Genomic DNA, 22,514 nt, shown 5'->3' with positions numbered 1-22,514 from the left:
TCGACCGCAACAGGCCTGGCAGGTCTTCACGGAGGCACCGACCGACGCTGACCTTGACGCCGGGCGGTCTACGGCTTGCCGTCCGCACCGGGCCCTGAACGGGCGCTCACGACGTAAACCCGGTCACCGCCGCCCGGGGTGTGACGTCGGCGTCAGTGGATCATTGTTTGCCGGGCAGCGGCAACGGGGCACCATCCCAGCGCTACAGACATCACCGAGGAGCGCAGCGTGGAAGTCACCGGAATCATCACCGCAATCGTCATCGGCCTGGTCATCGGCGCTCTCGGCCGCCTGGTCGTGCCCGGCAAGCAGAACATCCCGATCTGGCTGACCCTGGTGATCGGCGTCGTCGCGGCCCTGATCGGCACGTTCCTGGCCGCCGCCATCGGCGTCGACGACACCGCCGGCATCGACTGGATCGAGCTGGCGCTGCAGGTCGGCCTCGCCGCCGTCGGTGTGGCCCTGGTCGCCGGCACCCGGGGTCGCCGCCACTGACCTCTCAGCCGCAGGCCGCTGAGCCATCAGCAGCAGGTCGCTGAGCCATCAGTCGCAGCGAGCCGTCACCCTCCCCCGGGTGGCGGCTCGTTCGTGTTCGCGGCCCGTTCAGTCCTGGATGATCGAGGAGACGACGTGCCGGCCGGCCTCGCACAGCCAGAACGGGACGCCGCCCTCCGACACCGGGTGCAGGCCGCGCCCGTGCTCGGGGCAGACCGGCCAGATCCGGTTGCGGTCGTGACCGATCCAGTCCTGCACGTTGTCGGCGACCATGACGGCCACCTCCGCGAAACTCATGCCGGTGATCCGCCCGCCGTAGCCGCCGGCGCGCACCACCCCGGTCGGTTCCTGGTCGTCCGGCGGCGTCGTCACCAGCTCCAGGCCCGGCAACGGACCCAGGTCGGTCTCCGCCTGCCGGGTGATCGACCGCAGCGCCCGCCCGGCCAGCTCGACGCGGTGTGCGTACACCAGCGGATTGATCCACTCCACCGGCATGGCGCCGTTGCCCGCGTACACCGAAGTGATCCACTCGAGGAACTCCGGCTCCTCGCTGTCCGGGTCCCAGTCGAACGGCTCACCCTGCGCCAGCGCACCGACCCACCGGCGGAACCCGTCGTCGCGACGCGGGTCGTCCACATCCAGCCCCATCTGCCGCGGCGTCCTGAGGTGACCGGCTGTCAGGCCGGCTCCGCCGGTTCCCAGAACATGGCCTCCTCGTCCAGCTCCGGCACACAGTCGGCCCGGCCGGCCAGGGCGGGGGTTCCGTCGGTCAGGGCCCGGGCGGTGTCGGCCAGCATCGCGGTCACCGACGGCCACAGCGGACCGCCGCGTACTGCCGACTCGTCGTCCCATCGCATCACACAGCCGTGCTGCGGACCGGGCCGGAGGTCGACGAACAGATTGGTGTGGCCGTGATCCCAGGCGACCGGCAGGAACTGGCTGCCGAACACCGTCGTTTCGCCGCCGGCCGGTCCCGTCGCGTCCGCCTCCGGGCTCACCTCATAGGACATCAGTTCCCGGCACTTCGCCCGTACTCTGATCGCGTCCGCCGGACCGAGGGGCAACTGGCCGGGCGGCAGGAGGTGGACGGTGCTCTCCGGGTCGAAGCCACCGCCGGCCAGGCGCCACCAGGCGACCAGGTCCGCTGGGAGCGGGCCGCCGATCTCGGCGGCCACGGCGTCGATGTCCGCCTCGGTGGCCGGCGTGGTGAACCATTCCATCTCGATCAGCTCAGGATCGCGATGCTCGTCGAGCCAGCGCACGATCAGGTCCCAGGACACGTCGACAGCGGGGTGCATGGCGGGCATTGTGGCACGCCGCGGCCGGCAAGCCTTGCGAGCCGGGGAGACGGTTCAAAGCTACGGGCGGGTCACGGGCCTTCGCCGAGAGAGAACGTTCGTGCGCGCCCATCACGTCGAGCACGACCTGACCAGAGACAACGCGGTAGGACCACGGTGGTTCGACGAACGTCGTCCAGAGTTTTGTGCCGTCCACGCGCCAAGCGGCGAACTCGAGTTCGGCTGACATGAGCACCACGTCGTCGTGCTGACGCCAGGACCAGAATTCGCACCGCGCCTCCTCCACCCAGTTCCGGCGCCATCGGCCGGACCGCGCCTGATAGGCGATCAGGCGAGTGCCCGCGCCGATGAACAGTTGACGTTGCTCATCCGTCCTGGTCGCTGTCGCCCGCGACGGGGAAGTCATCCCAGAGGTCGGCATGCCGGCGCCAGGCGCCGAGGATGGTCGGCGGCGTCAGACCGACCAGGAGGTGCGTTCCGCCTATGGCGACCGCGAACGGGCTACCCCACACATCACTCACTCTGTGATCATGCCTGGGATGGGCCTCGCTGACCGTGGTCGGCGGCATGCCACTCGAAGCCCAGATAAACTGCTGCGCCGAGCGGGTTCCCACGAGCGCGTCCCGCAGCTCCGGCCCGACTGCGAATCAACTCACGGCGATACGCCTGAATAGCGGCAAATAGAGATGTCTACCCTGGTCAGGTGCCGGGCAGCGGTGCACCGTCGTGAGGTTCTCCCCGACCGACGACCGCTGCTCGGCACCATGCAGGTATACGACCATCACACTCGCGTCGCAGTTGAGTTCGTTCGCAAAGCCGGACAGTCGGCCTCAGGAGTAGAAACCGGCCCCATAGGACTCATCGGTGACGATGAAATCCTGCGGCCGGTTCTCGCGTAGCCAGCGGTAGCGCTCGCTGAACTCATCGAGTGCCGCAGGAATGCCGCATCCACGAGCGCGTCTTATGGCCTGCAAGCCATGAATGATCCGATGCTGGACAATGTACTCGTCGACCTCGGGCCAAGCCTCCACGTGACCATCATGCCAGGACAGCCAGCGCCCGCGACGCGGCACGAGCACGCGTCGGCTACCGACGACGGTTGACCGTCCGTAGTGCGGATTGCGGCAGATCAGTAAAGGTAGTGGCCTGCCCGATAATGCAGTTGTTGAGCGCTCCGCCCGTCATTACGGTGGGCACCGTGACGGCGGATCTGTTCGACGCGGCAGCGATGTACGACGACGACTACCTGCACTTCTTCGCCTCGGCGGAGGGCGACAATGGGCCCACGCACGGTCCTGTGGTAGGAACGGCGTACGCCGCCACGTCTGGCGCCACTGACATCGTCTGGCGGCTGCTGGATCTGCGACCTGGGATGAGCGTGCTTGATCTGGCCTGTGGTCACGGTGCGCTGGCCAACAGCCTGGCGGCCCGTGGCTGTAAGGTCACCGGCCTCGACTCGTCGCCGGTCTTCCTCGACCGGGCTCGCACTGACGCCGCGGCGATGGCCGTGGACGTCGAGTACGTCTCGGGCGACATGCGACAACTTCCGGCATGGACCGGCCGGTTCGACCGTCTGATCAACTGGACGACAGCCTTCGGATACTTCGACGACCTCACCAACCGCAAAGTTTTGGATGAGATGACGCGGGTCATGCGGCCCGGCGGGCGGATGGCCATGGATTTGGACAATCTGCCGAGGTTCCTGGCGTCGTATACGCCATCGCGGATCACCGCCGTCCGGGACAACGGTGACATGCTTGTCGACCGCAACCACTTCGACCCGCTGAGCGGGCGGTTCGAGGTCAGACGCACGGTGGTTCGCGACGGTCGAGCCCGTGAACTGACTTTTCTCAAGCGATTGTTCGGCTTTCCTGAACTGCGCGACTGGTGCACGGCTGCGGGGTTCACCACCGTGGCAGGGTACGGCGAAGACGGGGAGCCACTGCATATCCAACACAATCGGATGATCCTGATCGCGGAGCTGCAGTAGCACCTCACCAGCATCTCCACGTGCTGTTCTCGGCAGTGCAGCACGTCACCCGCGGCACGGAGGACGACCAGCGCCGGTGACGGGTTGCTGCAGGCTGGTGTGCCCGATCGGCGGCAGATCCGTGCGAGCTCCGCCGCCAGGGACTCTTATCCTCCGCTCATGGAACCGGTGAACGTACTGGCGATCGGGATCGACCTTGATCTTGTGCGGACGGAGGATGGTGGGCGGGCAAGGCCCCTGCTCGGCGGCTATGCCCCGGAAGGCCGGTTCACGTATCGGCCTAATTGGGGGCTACCCGGCTGGCCGGGAGGAAAGCAGACCGCAGGACCCGTGCTCGGTTTCTCACGGACCGACGTTCGACCTGGTGAAGGTGTCCGGGTGATCGTGGTCGCGCTGTTTTTTGAGCACACTCCGGACTGGCGAGACGTGGGGCCGGGTGACGTACTCCGGATGTATGAGGGCTCCCGGATCTGCGGTCACGGGCGCGTCGCTTGGGTCAAGCCCGCCACCTGGCCCATGTCCGAAGACGAGCAGGACTGTCTGGCCACGTGGCTGATCCCGACCTGACGCGCAGATATGACCGCTCATCGGCACGAGCGTGCGTCGGCCGGCACCGGACCGAGCCTGAGAATGCAGCCGGCCCGGTCCGGGTGGCCGGGGCCGGTCACGGCACTGTGGCCCGGGCCTGGTGGGAGAAGGCCCGGCGGACGGCGAAGACGTTCTGCACGGCCGGGTCGGTTCGGGGCAGCCGCTGGCCGGACGCGTCGAGGATCGCGCCGGGGACCTCGAACCGGTAGACGACGTCGTCGCTGGCCGCGTCGACCGTGACCGCGGGGTTGGTGACGACGGCGAACACTCCCGGATAGCCGGTCCGCATCTCGCCGGCCAGATAGTGCAGCTGTGCGTCCATGCTGCGCAGCATCTCCACGCCGAGTGCCCGGCCCTGATAGACGTGGGCGAACAGCCCGGACCGGCGGTTCGGGGAGGTCCACTGCGCCAGGCCGACTCCGGGCAGGCAAGGGCCGCCGGGCCGGGGTCGCATCATGATCTCCTCCGGGGTGAAGTCGACCACGACACCGTCGAAGTTCTTGGCACGCGTGGGGTGGCTCGCACTGCTGCCTTCGATCCGCGACGGGATGACCCCGGACTCGGCCAGCAGGTTGCCGACCACGCCCGCGGCGCCGGCGGCCGGGAATCCGTACTGGTGGATCAGCAGGCCGGTGGCGTACCGCAGCCGTTCGGTGAGGGGAACCGCCGGCCAGTCGCCGGCGGCCGGGGTCACCGCGCCGGGCGCGGGCGCGAGGATCTCCAGCACGTCACCGGCCGGTGTCCAGGCCAGCGTGCCACCCTCGAAGTCGGAGCTGCGGCCGTCGGCGCCGTCGGGGTACTCGTCGGTGATCGGGAAGCCCCACGAGCCAGCCGGGCCGCCCAGGCTCTCGTAGTACTCGCGGATCCGGCCGTGCACCTCGTGCATCCCGCGTTCGGGATGTGCGGTCAGCAGCGCGAACTGGTGTGGCCGCAGCTGTCCCACGCCGGCTGTGTCCATGGGGCCGGTCGCCTGGCCGGGATCGATTCCGGCCAGGCGCATCCGGTCGGCTTTCTGATCGAAGTCCGTCTCGGTTGCCATCTGTCACCTCGGTGGGTTGGTCGTATCGAATCGCAGGCCGGAGTCCGCGTTGCCGCTACCGGCCTGTTTGACCCGGCCCCGCCAGGAGTAGTGCCGTCCGTCGTATCCGCGGGCCAGCTGGTCCACCATGGTGACGGCGCAGCCGGCGCCGGTCACCTCCTCCTCGTGCAGCCGGCGCAGGTCCGCCATGATGCGGCTGCGGGCGGCCCGAAGACTTCCGGTGGGGGTGTCCAGCAGCCGGGCACGGACGAGCATCCGACCGGCGTCGGCGATCATCGGGATCCAGGTGGACGGTACCGGGGTGGCCAGCCGCCAGATGAGCTCGTACGCGCTGGTCGTGGCCGGGGTGAGGAGATCCGTGTCGCCGGGCGGGCGGTTCTGCTCGACGCCGAGCCCGGCCGGGCCGACGACGGTGTGTTCCATCGCCCAGGCCAGGTTCGCCATCTCGTCGCGCTGGATGGTGACCCGTTCGCGGGGCGCCGAGCGCAGCGCCCCAAGAGCGGACGGCAGCACGACCAGCAGCGGTTCGTCACCGTCCGGCCCGGTGTCGCTCTGCGGCCCGGCGCCGGGCCGCGGCGCCGCGGAAGGCTGGAACTGCAGGCCGATGTCGCCGTGCCGGGTCGTCGCGTCGCTGACCACGGTCGCCACGCCGAAGGTGTCCCGCACGATCACCCAGTCAAGCGCGGCGACGCAGCCGACCGGCACCGGCACCGGGGCCAGCAGCCAGTCCGGGCTGTAGACGGTGGCGAACTCGACGGCGGCCATCTTGACCAGCCCGGTGGGCCCGCTGCCCGAGGTGAGGCTGACCGCGCCGTCCTCCAGCTCCCAGAAGCGGTCGCTGGGCGCACCGGGGAACGTGATCGGTGCGGCGAGCGCGGTGCTGACCGCGGTTCCAGTGGCGCCGTCGCGGGGCGGGACCGGGCCCAGCGCGGCGACGGCCTCCGGGGTGGCACGGTCCAGGGCGTACCAGTCCAGGCCGTCGCCGTCGTATTCGCCGGCCTGCAGCACGAGTTCCTCGGTACGGCCGGGCAGGGGCGGGGCGGCGATGGTGAACGCGTACTCCAGCCGCTCGTTGACCCAGGCCGGCGCTGCTTCGGGGTGGTTCACGTCGGCGAGGCCCCAGCTGTTCCGAGCGCGTACCGACCAGTCGCCGATCAGCGTGTCGAGGCGGGACACGTCGTCCGGCGCCAGACCGGCCAGGATTTCCGCGGGCAGCCCGGCCGTCGGGGTGGTGCCGGCCGGCCGGGTAGCCATGCACCGCAGGATCGCCGCCCCGTCGATCGTCGCGCCGTGCAGCAGAGTGCGGTACCGCTGGTCGACGGGTCCCTCGACTCCGGTGACCGGTGGCGGGTCGAACCGGGTCCCGGCGTGGCCGCGCAACCGTCCGGCCACCACGTTCAGGCCGGCCGCGTGCAGCGCCCGGGTCAGGTCACGGCCGGCCCGCACCCTGGCCCGCCACGTTCCGGCGCCGGCATACACCAGCTCGGGCTCCTGCTCCACCAGAGCCTCCAGCGGGCGGCCGGGGTCGAGATCGACGGTGGCGCCGGTCGATGCGCTGCCCTGCGGAAGGTATCGGGTGAACCGCGACCAGCTCGTCTGCACGTCCACGAGGACCGCGGTGCCGCCGTCGCTGCCGGTCAGCTCGCCGAGCTGCCACTGCCGGGCGAGGAACCAGAGCGGGTCGGCCACCGCGGCGGCCAGGCCGATGCCGGGATCGGCGGTACGGGCGTGCGGTTCGATCCGGTCCCAGACGATCGTCCCGGTCATCGCGGCTCCCGCACCTTGATGCCGAGCTGGGCGAGCCAGTCGCGATTGCGGGCGACGACGGAGTCCGACAGGTTGATACCGGCCATCCGGGGCAGGCCGTCGCGGAGATTGGTCAGCGGCAGCAGCGCGCCGATCTCCGACTTCGCCAGGTCCTCCAGTTCCACCGTGCGCAGCCGGGCCAGTTCGACGGTCTCGGCAATCGTGGCCTGCAGGGTCTGCCAGGACCAGCCCTCGGCGAGGTTCGGGCAGACCGCGAGCAGCACGCTCTGCGGCGGCCGCGCATCCGGTCCGTCGTAGTGCAGCGCCACCCCGGTGTCGGTGGCGGCCACCTCGGTGTCCATGGCGTCCTTCCCGGGCTTCATCGCGAACGTCGGCAGCGTCTCGGTGACCTCGTCCAGCACCAGAGCACTGACCGTCGACCGGTCGACGAGTGCGGGCGCACCGGCGACGACCAGGTGCACGCACGGGTCGGTACCCCGGTTGGCCGGAGGCAGCGGGCCGCCGACCCAGCGGTCGCCGTCGCGCCAGGGCAGCTGGACGGCGGTCAGCGGCTCGGGCGTGCCGCCGCCCGCTTCGACGAACAGGCGCAGGTCGTCGTAGGCGGCGATCCGGTCACGGACCACCGCGAACCGCTCCAGCAGGGCGTGCGCGCCACCGCCGGTCAGCTGCGCCTCGGGGACGCGGTACGTGCCCAGGCCGGCCGGGGTTGCGGCGACGGCCACCACGGCGTCCCCGCCGACCCGGCGTACCGCGTCGGTCAGCGCCTGCGCACCGGCGGGGGCCGCGCAGCAACGCCGCAGCCGTTGCGTCCAGTCTCCGGTGGCCGCCTCCGGGTCGGCGGTGGCGACGATCCGGGAGACGTCGGCCAGCATTCCGGATGCCGCGGCGGCACAGCCGCGGGCCGGGCCGGCCGTGGCCGTCCCGGCGACGGGGAACGCACCGGTCAGCCCCGCTTCCGCGAACGGCTGGAACAGGGTGTGCGGCACCGCCCGGTCGTCGGTCATCTCGGGGGCGCAGGCGGCCGCCACCGCGGCGACTCCGGCGCTGAGCGCGGCGAGGACCGTAGCGAGATGGTCCGCGATCGGGTGCAGCGCCGCGGCCGGCAGCGGCGCCGGTGCCGTGGCTGCCGGGTCGTCGCGCTGCGGCGGCCGGGCCAGGTCGGCGGGTCCGGCGGGCCGCGCGGCGGCCAGCACCACCGCGGCCGCGGCGGCCATCGCGAGCAGCCGGGTCCAGGATCCGTCGCCGGTGTCGAAGACCCGCAGGTCGCGGGCCACGGCGGCGAGCTGCCCGAATCGTTCGGTCAGCACGTACGGTCCGCCCGATTCCACGACGACGTCCAGCGCGCCGATGCCCAGGTCGGCGACGCTGTGGCGGGCGTCGACCGGGTGACCGCCGGCGTCATGTCCGCTGACCCGGACCCGCACCCTCCCGAGATCACCGAGGATGCCGCCGGCCCACGCCTCGACGCCGGGGGCCAGGCCGGCCCGGACGTTGCGCGACGCCTCCGGTGGCGTGTCCGGGGTCGTGTCCAGGGTGAGCAGCAGCCGGTGGGTGACCATGGTCCCGCTTGCCGGGGTGCGCAGGACCTCCACGTCGGCGGGGAGCGGCAGGCCCTGTGCCTGAGCGGTGAAGATGTCGCCGGCCCGGTCATGGCGGCCGGACACGAGTTGGTGCAGCCCTTCCGCGACGACGGTGTCGGAGATCGCCTGGACGGTGACGTCGTGCTCGTTGAGGATGCCGCTGAGGCCCGTGTCGTCCGCGCGCAGCTGCCGGATCGCGCCCGGCCGGGCCGTCCAGGCCCGCCACGCCGCCAGCCCGTCGAGCACGTCCGGTGGCGCCGGCTGCTCCGGTTCGGGTGCCGGCTGATGCTGCGGGAATTCCTTGCGCAGCACAGCGACCCATTCGTGCAGCCCGGCGTCGCCGAGGCGGCGTTCCAGCATGGATCCCAGGACCGCGCCCAGGGGTTGCCCGTTCGCCACCGCCTGCAGCACGTAGCGGGCGGTCCGGGCGCGCCGCGAGGTCAGGTCGAGCGAGGCAAGGGTGCCGGTCTCGACCGGATCGCCCTGCCGGGCGCCGCGGTGGTTCAGTTCGGCGGCGCGCAGCACCGCGGCGGTGCGGGCCTGCGCCAGCGACGGCGCGTGGCAGGGCCGGACCGTCCGGGTGGGCCGCACCACGGTTCGGTCGGACAACGTCGGCTGCCATGGCGCCGGGGCGGACTCCGGCGGCCCAGGTTCCGTCGGCCTGCCGTCGGGGCCGGTGGGAAGCCGCAGGTCGACGACCACGCCCCAGTATCCGAGGTGGAGGCCCTCCGGCCGGGCTGTGCGCATCCGGTCCAGCCGGCGGGTGGCGATCGAGGTGAGCCACGCGTCGAGCCGGTTGGCGGCGGTGGCCAGGACTTCGCCCACCAGCTGGGTGTAGACCGCAGCGCTGATCCGCCCGGCCCGGCCCTCCTCGGCGAGCACCCGGACGCCCGCGACCGTGGCGTCCCGTAGCGGGTGTTCGGCGATCTGCAGGTCGTCCAGGTGACGGCGCAGGACGCTGTCGGCCCGGATGATCACCGTCTCCGGCGCTGGCGGGCGGAACGGTGGCACGCGCGGTGGAGCGGTCTCGGCGAGGCTGGACCGTACGAGGTAATAGAGCAGTTGCGGGGGCGGTGGTTCGGTGGGGCGCCCGTCGGCCAGGCCGGTGAGGTACTCGGCCGGGTTGCCGGCGATCAGGAGATTCAGATCGTCGGCGGGGCTCTGCTCCCACGACGGCAGATGCGTCCGCTCCACCCTGTCGAAGATCTTCTGCAGGGCCACGTGGGTGTGCCCGGCGAGGGAGTCGTCGAGCCGGACCTCGACGGTGCTCCGCCCACCGGCCGCCGGGACTTCGATGATGGTCGCCGTCAAGCCGTCGACCGCGGTCACCGAGGCGGGGTCGCCGGTGATCCGGCTGACCTTGTAGTGGCCCGGGTCCGGCACGGGGCCCTGGCCGAGGATGCGGTCCACGGTGTCGAAGCGCCGCCCGGCCACCTGGACCCAGAACGGCCGGAGCCTGCGCAGCACATCGACCAGTGTGGTCAGGGAGTCCTCCCCGGGTTCCGGCATCCACGCGGCCAGCGGCAGGACGGGCAGCACGCCGTACGGCTGACGGCCGATCCGCAGGGTGGGCAGCGGGCCGCGTGCGCGCACGTAGTCGCCGGCGTGGTGGCCGAGGAACCTGATCTCCGTGTCGTCCCGGTGCGGCGCCCAGCGTGCCTCGGTGCCGTCCGCGGTGGAGCGCCGGATCAGCAGGGCCGGAGCCTGGGCGAAGGCGGCCGGGAACAGGGCACGGCTCATCGCCGCGGCGTGCGCCGGCCCGGGGTCGCCGCCGTTCTCCAGGCCGGACAGCAGCGCGTGCTCGAGGCCCAGGGCGGTGCTGAGTGCCGCGGCCGCGGTGGCTGCGGGCACCCCGCGCAGCGCGCCCTCCGCGGGCGGTGCGGCCGGCTGCTGGAAAAGCCGCCGATAGCCGGCGAACACGTCGCCCGTGCGGGTCCAACCGGACCGGGCGCCGTCGTGGTTGTTGGTCGGCGTGCCGGCCGGCAGGAACCCGATCCGGCCGAGCGCGTCCTGGTCCTCGAACAGCTCGGTAAGACGCGCCGTCTCGGTGAGCGGGTCGTGTCCCGCGGACGGGGCCCGAATGCCCAGCACGACGAGCCGATCCAGGTGGGTGCTCGTGGGCGGCCGTACCGTTCCGTCGGGGTCAACCGTGCCCAGGTCGACGCAGGTCGCCAGGCCCCGCGCGCAGGCCGCGTCGAAGTCGACGGTCCATCTCAGTTCCGCGTCGGCCAGCAGCCACGGCTCCGCCGGCACGAAGGCCAGCTTCTTGTCCGGTTCCGGGCCGACCGGGACCGTGGTGTCGGCGCGGGTGATGTGCGCCGACAGAGCCAGCTGCTCCCCCGCGTACCCGAGAACGATCCATGAGTCGGGCAGCAGCCGGGCGGTGGCACGCGCGGGCGCTGCCGGCAGGGCTTGACCGGTGCGGGTGGCGCGGGCCACGTGCAACGCGCGGCCGACGCCTACCCGGCGGGTGAGCACCTCCCAGGCGGCGTGGCGCCGGTGCTGCCGGCCGGCCGCCGGTTCCGCGGAGTCGGCGGCGGCGTGGTCACGCCAGAAGTCCTGCCCGGCGGCGATCTCGGCGGGTCGCAGCCCGATGTCGCCGGGCACCACCGAGATCTCGTCCGGGTAGATGCGCACCCGTAACACCGGCATTCGCCGCGCGTCGGTCACCGCGCCGGGGCCGTCGAGCGAGCGGTACCCGAACCGGGTCTCGATCCGGACCGGCAGCAGGGCCACGGGCAGGGCGGGGTCGAGATCGTTCCACAGGTCGTCCGGAATCTCAGGCACGTCCCTCTCCTCCGAGCAGGTACTCGTCGGCGGGCAGCAGCACCCGGAAGGGCGGCTGGTACAGCGTGGCCGCGACGTCCGCGGAGGTGGTGCCCAGCCGGTCCGCCACCGCGGAGATCAGGTCGGGCTCCGCAGTGCCGGTGTCCGTGGCCCGCAAACCGAATCGCGGTTCCTGCGGCGGCAGGGTGAGGCTGATGTGCCAACCCGGCTTCGTCAGCTCGTCGGCGGCGATGGCGATAGCGGCATAGGTGACGTCCGGATCGAGCCGGCCACGGAACACCTCGGCCGCGGTGTTGAGCCCGCCCGGGACCTGGGGGATCCGCTCGGCGGTGACGATGATCGACGGATACCGCCGGAACAGATCCCCTTTGATCACCAAAACGGCCTGGTCGACGTCGTCGACGGTGTTGTCACCCAGCCGGTCGCGCCAGGCGGTCAGCGGCGGATGATCCGGCCCGCCGGCCCAGAAGCGGCGGAAGCAGGTGGCACGGGGATCGGCCGGGAACCCGCGCCAGCGCAGTTCGCGAACCATCTCGTGGTTCGCCCCGGCCAGGAACGCCTCGACGAACCGCCGGTTGGCGGACAGCAGGCACACCGAGTTCGGGGTGAGCGTGCCGGCCCCGCCCAGCACCCAGTCCTGGTTGAGCGCCCGCAGCCGCTCGACGGCGGGCGAGCCGAACCGGGGCTCCGCGTGGATGCGGTCCAGCGGGGTGCGCTGACTGAGCCGGTCGGCGGCCTCGGTGATCGGGTTGGCCCAGGACAACATCGCCGTGTACGCGGTGTCGGGGCGCAGGGCGTCCAGTACCCGCTCGCGCGGGCCGGCCGGCGCCGACAGGACCGACATCCCCACCGGCATGCCCGCGGCGAGGTCGGCCCTGTCGGAAACGTGCGAGGTGTCGGGCTTGTCGGCGATGCCGGCAATGATTGTGGTGACCATCGGACGTACCGGGACACGGCCGGCCGCGGCAGTCCGGCTGACCCGGGCGGCCACCCTGGCGAACGTGGGTGACAGCACCGCCGGCGGAATGCCGTCCGCGGCGAGGCCGGCCAGCACGGTCCCGGTGCCGTCGGCGTCGCGGACCCGGCCCAGGACCGGAGACACGATGGCCATGACCTCCTCGCCGGGCAACTGGGAGAGCCGGCGATGGATCGGATCGGCCACGACGGCGCCCAGCTGTCCCCACCCGATGCGCTGATTGGCCTGCTGCACGGTGTGCAGCTGGGTCCAGGCCTCGGCCATCAGCTCCTCCTGGTGGCGCTGGACGACCTGGGCGCCCAGCCCTGCCCCGATCCGCTCGGCCGGGTTGAGGTTCAGCTCGTCCAGCCATGCCGGAGGCGGGGCGGAGCCGGCGTGCCACTGCCCGTACACGGGTGGACCGACCACCGGGTCGCCGCCCGGCCCGGTCGCGGTCCTGTCGAGCAGCTCCCGCAGCCGGGCGGCCAGTTCCGGGATGGGCCCGTCGTCCGCGGCGTGGTCGTGGCGGGCCAGGGCGGTCGGCACGGCCAGGACCCGGCCGGCGAACAGCGGTGCGGTGCCGGGCGGCTGCAGGCGGGCGGCGACCGGGTCGACGGCGACCGAGCGACGGCCGAGCGCGCCGCCGGTGTCGGGGGCGCGGCGCAACCGGCCGGCGAGCAGTCTGAAGTCGCCGGCCGGTGCGGTACGGAACGACCAGTGGTCGTACACCGGCAGGGTGACCGTTGCGGACCGGTCCCACACCGCGGAACTGCCGGCCGGGTCGCGGCCCAGGCCGGCCAGCCGCCCGTCCTCGAAGACCGGTACCAGGCAGGCGAGGTAGCCGCTCTCCGGCCGCAGGCGGACCGGGGCGAGCAGCCGGGACCGGACCACGTCGCGGTCGTGCGGTGCGGCCCGCAGCACCTGCCGCGCCCGGTCCTCGTCCGCACCCACCTGCACGTGCGCCCAGTCCCCGGCCCGGGCGGGATCCGGCAGCCGGGCACCGGCACACGACACCACCGGATTCGGGGCGCCGGCCCGGGTCTGGACCGGCGTGGATCCGTCGTCCGGCAGGACCACCAGCATCACCCAGGGCAGCGGCCGGCCGTCCACGTCGAACCCGAACAACCAGGGCAGGTCCGGGTCGTCGAATTCGATGCCGGCCAGATAGTTGGGTTCCATCGCCGGGACCCCGGGGCCGGGCAGGCGGCGGATGATCCGGGCCGGGTCGACCCCCACGACGTCGCCGGGCCCGTACAGCGACAGCAGCACCGCCACCGGGTCGTCGTCGCGGGCCGGGACGTCGCCGCCGTACTCGGCGTGCACCTTCACCGAGATCCGCACCTGGCGGCGGCCGGCGGTGCGGAGTTCGGTGGGCCGGGCCCCCGCGCCGCGTTGCGAGAAGGCCACGAACTGGAGGGTCATGTCAGCTCCCAGGCGTTGACAAGTTGCAGATCCCCGGCTGCTGCGGACGCCTCGAACGCGGCGTACGCCGCCCCCGCGGGCAGCGCCACGGCGTCGCCGGTGAGATCGGCGAGGCGGTTGCGGGAGGTGACCCGCAGCTCGGCCGGGGAACGGAGCTGGAGGAGCGGCGCGGCCACCCGGACGGCGGGGGCGGCGACGAAGGCCTCGGCGATGCGGACGCGGGTGACCGGCGAGGCCTGGCTGCCCTTGATCACGACGGACTCGCAGTCCTCATCGTCGCGCGCCGCGAACTCGCCGAGCCGGTGCTCGTCGACCGTCAGGTCGAATCCGCCGGGCAGGTGGTCGTATCCGGTGGTGCTCAGCTGTGCCTCGCTGCCGCGTTCGAAGAACTGCTGCGGCACGAACGGCGCCGTGCCGGTGGCCGCGATCGGCTGGTCCCGGTCGGTACGGATTCGCAGGGTCACGGGTGTGCCGAGGGGAATGCCGTCCATCCGGCTCAGCGCCTGTTCCAGCGGCACGGCATGCTGCCGGAAACCGAGGCGGGCCAGTGGGTGCACGCCGGCGGTCGCGGCATCCGGGTCCCCGCCGCCGGCGGTCGCGGCGTGCGGGCGCAGCCGGGCCAGCGACGGCACGTCACGCGAGGTCGCCTCCCATGCATCCGCACGGCGCAACTGGGCGCTGAGCACCGCGACCGGGTCCGGCGCGCCCGGCAGCGGGGTGTCCGGCTTCTCGCCCCAGACGATCTCCGGCAGGTCGATGGAGATGCTGAAGAACAGCACGCTGATGCTGGCGTGCCCGGTGATCCGCCACGGCGCCGGCCCGCACAGTCTCCCGGAGAGTTCGATGCTGGCGAACGACATGCCGGCGACCCGGACGCTGACCGACGCCTCGAAGGAGACCTCGAACCGGAAGTACGGCGTGAAGACGAACAGCGCGTCGAAGGCCAGGTGGCCGCGCAGGCTGAAGATGGCCAGTTCGACACCGAGGTCCACCCGGGCACCGAACTGCACCGAGCCGGTGGTGACGGCGAGGTACGCCTCCAGCCGCAGCTCGACCAGCGAACCCAGGTCGAGGCGCATCGCGACCCGGCGCATCCCGGCCATCCCGGCCGGCGGCGGGAACGCCGGGTGAAAGCCGCCGACGGAGAGCGCGAACAGCGCGTCGGGGCCGGTGCGCAGGCGCAGCCGCAGGTCCCCTTCGATGCCGATGAACAGGATCCGCGATCCGTGCAGGCTGGCGTCGACGGCCAGCCCACCGGCATCGACCCGGCCGACGACCAGGGCCTGCAGGCAGATCAGCGGCAGGGCCGGGGACGGCAGGTTGACCACGACCCGGCCGACGACGGTGACCGAGTCGTCGGCGATCAGCACGCCGATCGTGGCGGACACCATGTTCTGCGGTCCCCAGCCGACCTTGACCATCGGACCGACCACGAAGGATCCGGGCCGGCGTGGGAAGCACCGTTCCAGCACCGGCAGCAGCCGGTCCGCCTCGGCCGCCGGGTCGTGGGGGAACAGCAGCCGGGACAGGTCGCCGGAGCTGACCGCCGCGCTGACCTGATCGCGGTCGGGGGCCCGGTTGATGCCGATGACCCCGCCCACCCCGATCAGCAGCAGCCCGAACGGCAGCGGGATCGGCGGGTTGATCTCGCCACCCAGCAGCAGGATGAGCCCCGGTGGCCGGTCGGTGTCCAGCACACCCGCCGCGGTCACCGTCACCACGCCGAGCGAGGCCAGCAACGCCATCCGCCATCGGCCACCGGCCTGCTCCAGGGTGCCTCCGCCACTGGCGCCGGGCAGGGTGAGCGCGGCCGTCACCCGCCGGGGCGGCTGCGGGCCGTCGAGTTCCACCGTGAGCCCCGGTCGCCCGTCCGCCGTGAAGCTGATCCGGGCGCCGATGCCGACCCCGTCGGCGCCCAGGCGCAAACCGGCGAGGTGCAGGTCCACCGAGGCGGCGACGCCGATCGTGACGACGCCGTCCGCTGCGGAGCCGGCGATCCGGGGCTCGATGTCGAACCGGTTCTCCCCCATGTCACACCACTCCCCGGTGTCCCGGGTGCAGTTCCGGTGGCGCGCCGGCGCGGAGGGTCAGGGTCGGCGTACAGCTCTCCTGGATCGGGCTGACCGCGACGATCCGGACGAGGTCCGGCGGCAGCAGCGCTTCCGGTTCCACCGTCAGCGCCAGCCCCGGCTGCTCGGAGGTGCCGAAGCCGGCGGTAGCCGTCCAGCCAAGCCCCGCCGAGGGCAGGACCACCGAGATCCACAGATCGCCGACCGACACGCTGACGCCGTCCGGGGCCGGGACCTCGCGCCCCAGCCGCAGGATCAGTTTCAGCCGGCAGGACCCGGCTCCGGCCGGGGCGGGGATCGGGCCGCCCACCGGGATCTGCCACCGGCCGGCCCCGCCCGGCGTCACCTCCACGACCAGCGGCCCCTCCGGCGACGAGGTGATCGGTGTCGTGCCGGCCACATCGATGATCACGCCGCGGTGCGGCGCCTGGGCGTCCAGCACGGCAAGCGTCAGGCTCGCCGTCGTCCCCGCGGTGGTGAAGGTGAGCCGGTATCCGGCCGACCAGTCCCCTGCGGCGCGGACCGCGTGCAGCGCCAGCCTCTTCTCGGGATCGGCCTCGACCAGGCGCATCATCCCGAACAGCAGCAGGGTGTTCCAGTCCGGTGGCGCGACGAGTTCACGCAGCCGCCGCATGGGGTCCTCGGTGAGCTGGACAGCGTCCGTGGCCGTGTCCCCCGCGGCGGAGAGGGTCTCGGCGAGCAGCGCGCCGACCGCCGCGGGCATCTGCTGGGCCTGCGCGACGGCACGCTCCACCAGCGTGATCAGCACGTCGGCGAGAGCCTGCGGGTCCGCTGCGGCCCCCACCTCACGCCGTCCCGGCCATGGCGGCCCCGCCGGAATCGCCGGCCGCATCAGCCCCGTACCGGTGAACGTCACTTCGCACACCGGGAAACCTAGGCGCGGTCATCAGCATTTGTCTGCGAACAACCTTATTGCCCTAATGGCTGACCGTCATGCGCCTCTCCGATGGGCGCCGCCGCACTCGAACGGCTACCTATATCAGTATCGATAGTGATAGCGTTTTTCCCATGACGGGGACCGGAGACCATCGACTCGACGTGGCGTTGCACCCGGTGCGGATCCGGATCCTGCGGGCCGTCGCCGGCGCCCGGCTCACCACGCACGACCTCGTGGCCCTGCTGCCCGACGTCCCGCACGCCACGCTGTACCGGCATGTGTCCACCCTGGTCGACGCCGGCCTGATGGAGGTGGTGGAGCAACGCCGGGTGCGCGGCGCCGTGGAGCGGGTCTATGCGCTGCCCGCGCAGGGGGTGACGCCCGACGCGGCGGCCCTGGGCAGCGCGACGCCGGCGGACCACGCGCGCTGGTTCACCGCGTTCGTGTCGGGTCTGCTGTCGGAGTTCTCCCGCTACCTCGCCCGCGACGAGGTCGACGTCGCGGCGGACGGTGCCGGCTACCAGCAGGTCGTCCTGCATCTGACCGACGCGGAACTGGCCAAGCTGTCCGCCGACCTCAACCAGGTCATCGGGCCGCTGCTCGGCAACGAGCCCGGCGCGGGCCGGGTGCCCCGCCTGCTGGCCACCGTGCTGGTGCCGACCGACCCGCTCCCCCGCCCGGCGCCGGACGACGCTACCGAAGGGAACGCGTGATGACAGTCAAGATCACCAACCTGACCAAGCGGTACGGCCGGGTCACCGCCGTCCATGATCTGTCGTTCGCCGTCGCGCCGGGCGTGATCACCGGTTTCCTGGGTCCCAACGGCGCCGGCAAGACCACCGCGATGCGCGTCCTGACCGGCCTGGTGTCGCCGACTTCGGGCACCGCGACGATCGACGGCCGGTCCTACCGGGAGCTGCCGCACCCGTCGCGCACCGTCGGCGCGGTGTTCGAGAACAGCGCGTTCCACCCCGGCCACACCGCCCGGGACCACCTGCGCGTCTACGCCGCGATGGGCGGTCACCCGGACAGCCGGGTCACCGAACTGCTCGGCCTGCTGGGGCTCGGCGACGCCGCCGGCCGCCGTACCCGCGAGTTCTCCACCGGCATGCGGCAGCGGCTGAGCCTGGCCACCGCGCTGCTCGGCGACCCGTCGGTGCTGGTGCTCGACGAACCGAGCAACGGCCTCGATCCCGAAGGGATGCGGTGGCTGCGGGAGTTCCTGCGCGGGCTGGCCGGCGAGGGACGTACCGTCCTGGTCTCCAGCCACGTCCTCAGCGAGATCCAGCAGCTCGTCGACGACGTGGTGGTGATCCGGCAGGGCGAACTCGTCGCCGCCGGGCCGCTGTCGCGGCTGGCCGGTCCGCCGGCGGTGCTGGTGAGCTCCCCGGACGCCGACCGGCTCGCGGCGGTCCTGCGGGCGAGCCGGCCGGGCAGGGACGCACCGCGGGTCGACGCTGCCGGTGACGGCCGGCTGCGCGTGCAGGGCCTGGACGCGCCCGGCATCGCCGACCTCGCCGCCGCGCACCGGCTGCGGGTCCACGAGCTGGCCGGCGAGCACACCAGTCTCGAGCAGCTCTATCTGCGTCTGACCACCGAGAGGGCGGCCACCACATGAGGAACCTGCTGAAAGCCGAGATCCGCCGGATGCTGGCCACCCGCCTGTGGAGTGGGTTGCTGCTGGCCGCGGCTCTGATCGGTGGCGGCCTGATCGGGGCGATGGCGCTCGTCGGGCCGGAGAACTTCGACCCGCCGATGCCCGGGCTGGACACCGGGACCGGGCTGCGCGCCCTGCTCGGCATCCTGGGCTACACCGCGTTCGTGCCCGCCGCCGCCGGCGCCCTCGTCGTCACGTCCGAGTACCGGCACCGTACCGCCGCCGTCACCTTCCTGTTCGCGCCGCGCCGGGGGCGGGTGCTCGCCGCCAAGCTCGCCACCTACGGTCTCGTGGGACTGCTCTACGGGCTGGTCCTCGCCGGGACCGCCGCCGCGGCCCTGTTCGCCGTGGCCGCCGCCCGCGGCATCCCGCTCGGCCTGCCCACCGCAACGGTGCTCGCGCTGTTCGCCCGCATCGGCCTGGCCATGGTGGTCTATCTGCTGATCGGTGCCGGCGTGGGCGCGCTGCTGCGCAACCAGGTCACCGCGCTGTGTGTCGTGATCGGCTACCTGTACGTCGGTGAACCCCTGCTGATGATGATCCCGGGCGTCAACGCGCTCTACCCGGTCCTGCCGGGCGGCGCCACCGCCGCACTTACCGACTTCACCTACCTCGCCGACGCCATGTCCCAGCAGCTCGGGAACCCCGCCGTCCAACTGCTGCCACCGGCCGCCGGGGCGCTGCTGCTCTCCTGCTACGCCGGCGCCGCCGCCCTGGTCGCCGTCGTCCTGCCGCTGCGCCGCGACATCACGTGACCTCCGCCGCACCGGTGCGGCGTCCCCCGACGGGGGCGGGTAGCCCGACCGGAGGTGGGTATCCCAGGCGCACCACCCGATGACCCCCGGAGGCACCGTGAACCCCGACGCTTTCGACGCGATGACCACCGAACAACTGCGGGAGCGCGTGACCGGCCGGGGCGTTCACGGTGCCGACCGGATGGATCGCCAGGAGTTGACGGCCGCGCTCGCCGGCAGCGGTGACGACGCCATGACCCGCTCGGAGGAGGAACTGGTCGTCAGCACCGAGCTGTGGGAGACCGGCCGGGCCCGGCTGCGCAAGTTCGTGGTCACCGAGGACGTCCAGATCACCGTGCGGGTGCGTCGCGAGGGCATCCGGCTCGAACGCGAGCCGATCGCGGAGCCCGACCAACGCCCGGTGCGCGACCCTGACGTCTTCGGGCCGGCCGAGGTGTTCGCGACCGAGGCCGGCGGTGTGGTCCACGAGATCACCCTGCACGAGGAACGGCCGGTGATCACCACCGAGATCGTGCCGGTGGAGCGGGTCCGGCTGTCCAAGGTGGTGGAGACCGACGACCGGCTGATCTCCGGTTCGGTGCGCAAGGAGCGGATCGAGGCCGACCTTCCCGGCGAGGGTGCTGTCCGGGAGCTGTGAGGGCAGGTGTACGGGTCCGGCTACCGCCGGGGCAGCACGAAACGGCCCTGTTCGACGCGCTGGCGGGCCGCCTCGGTGGACAGTTCGGTGCGGTGCTCCGGGTTGGCGTGGTAGTGCCGCACGGTGCGGTAGACGGTCAGCGGGTCGCCGGCCAGCCACATGCCGCGGACCACCATGGACGGCAGCAGGAAACCCCGGCGCCCGCCGATGCGGGTGGGCCAGGCGAAACTCACGTCGACCGGTGCGGACGCCGAAGGCAGCACGACGACGACCGGGGAGCCGTTGATCGTCGTCGGCCCCACGTCGGCGACGGACTCCCAGGGCAGGCGGTGCAGCAGGCCGTGCCCGCGGTGTTCCAGCCCGGCCGGGGTGAGCCGCAGGTGGCCGGGCGCGCCGGGCAGCAGCCGCAGCGCGGCGAGGGCGAACCAGACGGCGCCGGCGAAGCAGATGATCGCGATCACCTGGCCGGTCGTGTCGCCGTCGCGAAGCAGGAACAGACCGAACAACAGCAGCGCGGCGAGGTGCAGGAGGAGGGTGCCGACGGCCCAGAAGTACGCCCACCGGGAGTACCGGAAGGTCAGGCCGCCGCCCTCGGTGACCACGCCGGACAACGCCGAGGCTCGGCGCGGCCGCCACCAGAGCACGGTGCCGAGCCCCACGACGGTGATGAAGTAGACGGCGATGGCCGCGCTTCCCACTGCCCCGACGAGGTCGCCGTCCAGCACCGCGAAGACCGCGACGACGACGAGTACGAGGGCCAGCAGCGCCACGAAGACGAACGAGGCCGTTACCAGACGGCCCGGTCCCGCCTTCTCCCAGGGCGACGGTTCCACCATGAACTCTCCCCCTAGAAAATCTTGTCCCACAGTTTCCCGGCATCGTCGCCGACCTCGCCGAGTGCCTTGCCGACCGCGGCCTGGCCTTCGGCGAAGGCGTCATGAACCCCGTCGGGGAGCCGGTCGTAGGCGGCGTCGATGACACCACTGGTCACCACCCCGGCGACGACACCACCGGCGACCGCACCCACCACCGTGCCGACCGGCCCGAACCCCATGGTCCCGGCGAGGGCGCCGCCCGCCATGCCGCCGAGGATCGACGCTCCCATGCCACCGGCACCGGAGGCAACCGCCTTGGCCGCGGGTTTGCCGCGCTGGATGTCGTATCCGATCCCGGCGACGGTGATCACGGCGCCGATCACCGGAACCTTGCCGGCGAGACGTGCCCCGGCGGCTGCGGCGCGCTGCTGGGCCGCCCGACCGGCTGCGGTCTCCTCGGAGATCAGCTTGATCAGGGACCGGGAGTGCGCCGACCCGCCCTGCGAGTTCACGTAGTGCGCTTCGAGCCTTTTCGCCTGCTCCAGAACGCTGTCACCGTGGGCGCGCAGGACTCTCACGTGCTCGCCGAGCAGCCCTCCGGCGAACCCGTTGACGGCGTCGCCGCTGATCAGGAACCATTTCTGGCGTACGTCGTCAGCCATGTTCGTCCAGGTGTCGGCGAGGAAACGCTGAACCGCTCCGGCCTGGCGGGCCTCACCTTCCGCCACGACGTAGGCGTTCGCCTGCCGCTGGTACCCGGCCACCGCGTCGGTGTGGGCGGCGAGCACCGCCGGGGTGGCGGCCGGGTCCGGTGCCGCCGGCGCGGTGCCCGGATCGCCGATCAGGTAGCCGTCCACGGCCAGACCGCCGTTGGCCGCGACCTCCCGGGCGGCGGCCATGTGCTGCCGCGCCCGGTCCAGCTGGTCCGCGAGTTCGGTCAGCCGGCCGGCGGTGTCCTCCAGGGTGGCCCGCAGTTCCCCGGCCGCCGACGCCTCCCGCGACATCCGGTCGCCGAACGCGCTGCCGGCGGCGCCCTGCCATCCCTGCGCCGCCTCGGCCCGGGTCGTCGTCATCGCGGTGGCGCCGGCACCGACCTCGAAGGCCAGCTGGTCACGCAGCCACCGGGCGGTGGCGCGCACCTGCTCCGGTTGCCCGTCGAGGCGGGTGTCGATGGGCATCAATACACCTCGCGGATCGCCGAACCCCCGCCGGCGTCCGCACCGGCGTACAGCCGGCTCGCCTCGGCCACCCGGCCACCGGCGTCGCGCAGGGCGCCGGTCAGCTGGACCGCGCCACCGCACAGCAGCGCCAGCACCTCGGCCACCTCGGCGGTCACCACACCCGCGTCCGGCGGTGCGGGTGCGGCGGCGCCGGCCGCGTCGACGTCGCCGCCGGTACGGGTCAGCCGCTCGGCGATCGCGTCGAGCAGGGCCACGTCGACATCCAGGCGATCGGTCACCGCGTCTCCCCTTCCGCGCCGCGCCGCAGGTATTCGGGTATACGCACGTCCATCAGGATCAGTTCGAAGCCTGTCGCCTGCCGGACCGTCTCCAGCTCGGTGGCGGGCAGCACGGTCCACGGCTGCTCGGCGCCGCAGCAGTCGACCAGCCGGTCCAGCGCGGAGTAGACCAGCAGCGCGAGCCGGCCGTCCCGCGTCGGGCGCAGGTCGACGCTCAGGTCACTGTCGCCGTCGCGGACGGGAGAGCACGGCACGTACACGTACGGTGGAAGGTCCCGCCGCTCGGCCTCGGACACGCCGTCG

Annotated in this window: 21 protein-coding genes; 7 read left to right on the top strand and 14 right to left on the bottom strand. The window is 72.5% G+C overall.

All coding sequences use genetic code 11. The features are described from left to right. Window positions 1-228: 228 nt before the first annotated feature. Window positions 229-495, top strand: coding sequence for a GlsB/YeaQ/YmgE family stress response membrane protein (locus tag LPA41_RS05605; RefSeq protein WP_229068852.1), 267 nt, complete (start codon window positions 229-231; stop codon window positions 493-495). Window positions 496-603: 108 nt separating this feature from the next. Here the strand turns inward: LPA41_RS05605 and LPA41_RS05600 are convergent, their stop codons facing one another. The 4 genes from LPA41_RS05600 to LPA41_RS05585 form a co-directional block, all read right to left on the bottom strand. Next, window positions 604-1,143, bottom strand: a complete 540-nt coding sequence (locus tag LPA41_RS05600; RefSeq protein WP_229068851.1) for a hypothetical protein — start codon at window positions 1,141-1,143, stop codon at window positions 604-606. 29 nt (window positions 1,144-1,172) lie between these two features. Beyond that, window positions 1,173-1,793: an SMI1/KNR4 family protein gene (locus LPA41_RS05595; RefSeq protein WP_229068850.1), complete on the bottom strand. Its 621-nt coding sequence runs from the start codon at window positions 1,791-1,793 to the stop codon at window positions 1,173-1,175. Window positions 1,794-2,158: 365 nt separating this feature from the next. Continuing rightward, a complete protein-coding gene (locus LPA41_RS05590; protein ID WP_229068849.1) occupies window positions 2,159-2,314 on the bottom strand; it encodes a hypothetical protein in 156 nt (51 codons plus the stop codon). A 309-nt stretch (window positions 2,315-2,623) separates the two neighbouring features. Then, the gene (locus tag LPA41_RS05585) at window positions 2,624-2,824 is read right to left on the bottom strand and encodes a hypothetical protein (protein WP_229068848.1); all 201 of its coding nucleotides are present in this window, start codon (window positions 2,822-2,824) and stop codon (window positions 2,624-2,626) included. A 167-nt stretch (window positions 2,825-2,991) separates the two neighbouring features. Here LPA41_RS05585 and LPA41_RS05580 point away from each other — a divergent pair, with 167 nt between their 5' ends. Both LPA41_RS05580 and LPA41_RS05575 read left to right on the top strand, forming a co-directional pair. After that, window positions 2,992-3,783 (top strand): class I SAM-dependent methyltransferase, encoded by a 792-nt coding sequence (locus tag LPA41_RS05580; protein WP_229068847.1) that lies wholly within the window; start codon window positions 2,992-2,994, stop codon window positions 3,781-3,783. Between the two features lie 159 nt (window positions 3,784-3,942). Next, the gene (locus tag LPA41_RS05575) at window positions 3,943-4,350 is read left to right on the top strand and encodes a hypothetical protein (RefSeq protein WP_229068846.1); all 408 of its coding nucleotides are present in this window, start codon (window positions 3,943-3,945) and stop codon (window positions 4,348-4,350) included. Between the two features lie 97 nt (window positions 4,351-4,447). Here LPA41_RS05575 and LPA41_RS05570 read toward each other — a convergent pair whose 3' ends face one another. From LPA41_RS05570 to LPA41_RS05545, 6 genes are read right to left on the bottom strand one after another with little or no spacing between them, the layout of a single operon-like run. Then, complete coding sequence (locus LPA41_RS05570; RefSeq protein ID WP_229068845.1) at window positions 4,448-5,410, bottom strand: phage tail tip lysozyme; 963 nt, start codon at window positions 5,408-5,410, stop codon at window positions 4,448-4,450. A 3-nt stretch (window positions 5,411-5,413) separates the two neighbouring features. Continuing rightward, on the bottom strand, window positions 5,414-7,177 hold the full coding sequence (locus LPA41_RS05565) for a hypothetical protein (RefSeq protein WP_229068844.1): 1,764 nt from the start codon (window positions 7,175-7,177) through the stop codon (window positions 5,414-5,416). Continuing rightward, the gene (locus tag LPA41_RS05560) at window positions 7,174-11,544 is read right to left on the bottom strand and encodes a hypothetical protein (RefSeq protein WP_229068843.1); all 4,371 of its coding nucleotides are present in this window, start codon (window positions 11,542-11,544) and stop codon (window positions 7,174-7,176) included. The genes LPA41_RS05565 and LPA41_RS05560 overlap by 4 nt, the downstream gene beginning before the upstream one ends. Then, a complete protein-coding gene (locus tag LPA41_RS05555) occupies window positions 11,537-13,921 on the bottom strand; it encodes a hypothetical protein (RefSeq protein ID WP_229068842.1) in 2,385 nt (794 codons plus the stop codon). The genes LPA41_RS05560 and LPA41_RS05555 overlap by 8 nt, the downstream gene beginning before the upstream one ends. Beyond that, window positions 13,918-15,951, bottom strand: coding sequence for a DUF6603 domain-containing protein (locus tag LPA41_RS05550; RefSeq protein WP_229068841.1), 2,034 nt, complete (start codon window positions 15,949-15,951; stop codon window positions 13,918-13,920). Before LPA41_RS05550 ends, LPA41_RS05555 begins: the two co-directional genes overlap by 4 nt. Window position 15,952: 1 nt before the next feature. Further along, on the bottom strand, window positions 15,953-16,795 hold the full coding sequence (locus LPA41_RS05545; RefSeq protein WP_229068840.1) for a hypothetical protein: 843 nt from the start codon (window positions 16,793-16,795) through the stop codon (window positions 15,953-15,955). 224 nt (window positions 16,796-17,019) lie between these two features. Here LPA41_RS05545 and LPA41_RS05540 point away from each other — a divergent pair, with 224 nt between their 5' ends. From LPA41_RS05540 to LPA41_RS05525, 4 genes are all read left to right on the top strand, one after another. Further along, window positions 17,020-17,601 carry a helix-turn-helix domain-containing protein gene (locus LPA41_RS05540; protein WP_229068839.1) on the top strand — a complete coding sequence of 194 codons (582 nt, stop codon included), beginning with the start codon at window positions 17,020-17,022 and terminating at the stop codon, window positions 17,599-17,601. Continuing rightward, window positions 17,601-18,506 carry an ABC transporter ATP-binding protein gene (locus tag LPA41_RS05535; RefSeq protein ID WP_229068838.1) on the top strand — a complete coding sequence of 302 codons (906 nt, stop codon included), beginning with the start codon at window positions 17,601-17,603 and terminating at the stop codon, window positions 18,504-18,506. The genes LPA41_RS05540 and LPA41_RS05535 overlap by 1 nt, the downstream gene beginning before the upstream one ends. After that, window positions 18,503-19,300, top strand: a complete 798-nt coding sequence (locus tag LPA41_RS05530) for an ABC transporter permease (RefSeq protein ID WP_229068837.1) — start codon at window positions 18,503-18,505, stop codon at window positions 19,298-19,300. The genes LPA41_RS05535 and LPA41_RS05530 overlap by 4 nt, the downstream gene beginning before the upstream one ends. A 97-nt stretch (window positions 19,301-19,397) precedes the next feature. Continuing rightward, entirely contained in the window at window positions 19,398-19,937 is a 540-nt protein-coding gene (locus LPA41_RS05525) for a YsnF/AvaK domain-containing protein (protein WP_229068836.1), read from the top strand. A gap of 20 nt (window positions 19,938-19,957) precedes the next feature. Here the strand turns inward: LPA41_RS05525 and LPA41_RS05520 are convergent, their stop codons facing one another. Genes LPA41_RS05520 through LPA41_RS05505 form a run of 4 tightly spaced genes read right to left on the bottom strand, consistent with a single transcriptional unit; the run spans window position 19,958 to window position 22,507 of the window. Beyond that, a complete protein-coding gene (locus LPA41_RS05520; RefSeq protein ID WP_229068835.1) occupies window positions 19,958-20,773 on the bottom strand; it encodes a hypothetical protein in 816 nt (271 codons plus the stop codon). An 11-nt stretch (window positions 20,774-20,784) separates the two neighbouring features. Next, window positions 20,785-21,930: a WXG100 family type VII secretion target gene (locus tag LPA41_RS05515; protein WP_229068834.1), complete on the bottom strand. Its 1,146-nt coding sequence runs from the start codon at window positions 21,928-21,930 to the stop codon at window positions 20,785-20,787. Next, window positions 21,930-22,211, bottom strand: a complete 282-nt coding sequence (locus LPA41_RS05510) for a hypothetical protein (protein WP_229068833.1) — start codon at window positions 22,209-22,211, stop codon at window positions 21,930-21,932. The genes LPA41_RS05515 and LPA41_RS05510 overlap by 1 nt, the downstream gene beginning before the upstream one ends. Further along, window positions 22,208-22,507, bottom strand: coding sequence for an SAV_915 family protein (locus LPA41_RS05505; RefSeq protein WP_229068832.1), 300 nt, complete (start codon window positions 22,505-22,507; stop codon window positions 22,208-22,210). The genes LPA41_RS05510 and LPA41_RS05505 overlap by 4 nt, the downstream gene beginning before the upstream one ends. Window positions 22,508-22,514 lie beyond the last annotated feature (7 nt).

The sequence above is a fragment of the Actinoplanes sp. DH11 genome (genome assembly GCF_020873875.1).
Taxonomy (GTDB): Bacteria; Actinomycetota; Actinomycetes; order Mycobacteriales; family Micromonosporaceae; genus Actinoplanes.
The sequence above is the reverse complement of the archived record's forward strand: the minus strand, read 5'-3'. Positions and strand labels throughout refer to the sequence as shown.

What these genes read in the sequence shown, in the direction of transcription:
- LPA41_RS05600 (WP_229068851.1), bottom strand. Translation starts at nt 1,143, where the DNA reads ATGGGGCTGGATGTGGACGACCCGCGTCGCGACGACGGGTTCCGCCGG.
- LPA41_RS05595 (WP_229068850.1), bottom strand. Translation starts at nt 1,793, where the DNA reads ATGCACCCCGCTGTCGACGTGTCCTGGGACCTGATCGTGCGCTGGCTC.
- LPA41_RS05575 (WP_229068846.1), top strand. Translation starts at nt 3,943, where the DNA reads ATGGAACCGGTGAACGTACTGGCGATCGGGATCGACCTTGATCTTGTG.
- LPA41_RS05570 (WP_229068845.1), bottom strand. Translation starts at nt 5,410, where the DNA reads ATGGCAACCGAGACGGACTTCGATCAGAAAGCCGACCGGATGCGCCTG.
- LPA41_RS05565 (WP_229068844.1), bottom strand. Translation starts at nt 7,177, where the DNA reads ATGACCGGGACGATCGTCTGGGACCGGATCGAACCGCACGCCCGTACC.
- LPA41_RS05555 (WP_229068842.1), bottom strand. Translation starts at nt 13,921, where the DNA reads ATGACCCTCCAGTTCGTGGCCTTCTCGCAACGCGGCGCGGGGGCCCGG.
- LPA41_RS05550 (WP_229068841.1), bottom strand. Translation starts at nt 15,951, where the DNA reads ATGGGGGAGAACCGGTTCGACATCGAGCCCCGGATCGCCGGCTCCGCA.
- LPA41_RS05540 (WP_229068839.1), top strand. Translation starts at nt 17,020, where the DNA reads ATGACGGGGACCGGAGACCATCGACTCGACGTGGCGTTGCACCCGGTG.
- LPA41_RS05535 (WP_229068838.1), top strand. Translation starts at nt 17,601, where the DNA reads ATGACAGTCAAGATCACCAACCTGACCAAGCGGTACGGCCGGGTCACC.
- LPA41_RS05530 (WP_229068837.1), top strand. Translation starts at nt 18,503, where the DNA reads ATGAGGAACCTGCTGAAAGCCGAGATCCGCCGGATGCTGGCCACCCGC.
- LPA41_RS05520 (WP_229068835.1), bottom strand. Translation starts at nt 20,773, where the DNA reads ATGGTGGAACCGTCGCCCTGGGAGAAGGCGGGACCGGGCCGTCTGGTA.
- LPA41_RS05515 (WP_229068834.1), bottom strand. Translation starts at nt 21,930, where the DNA reads ATGCCCATCGACACCCGCCTCGACGGGCAACCGGAGCAGGTGCGCGCC.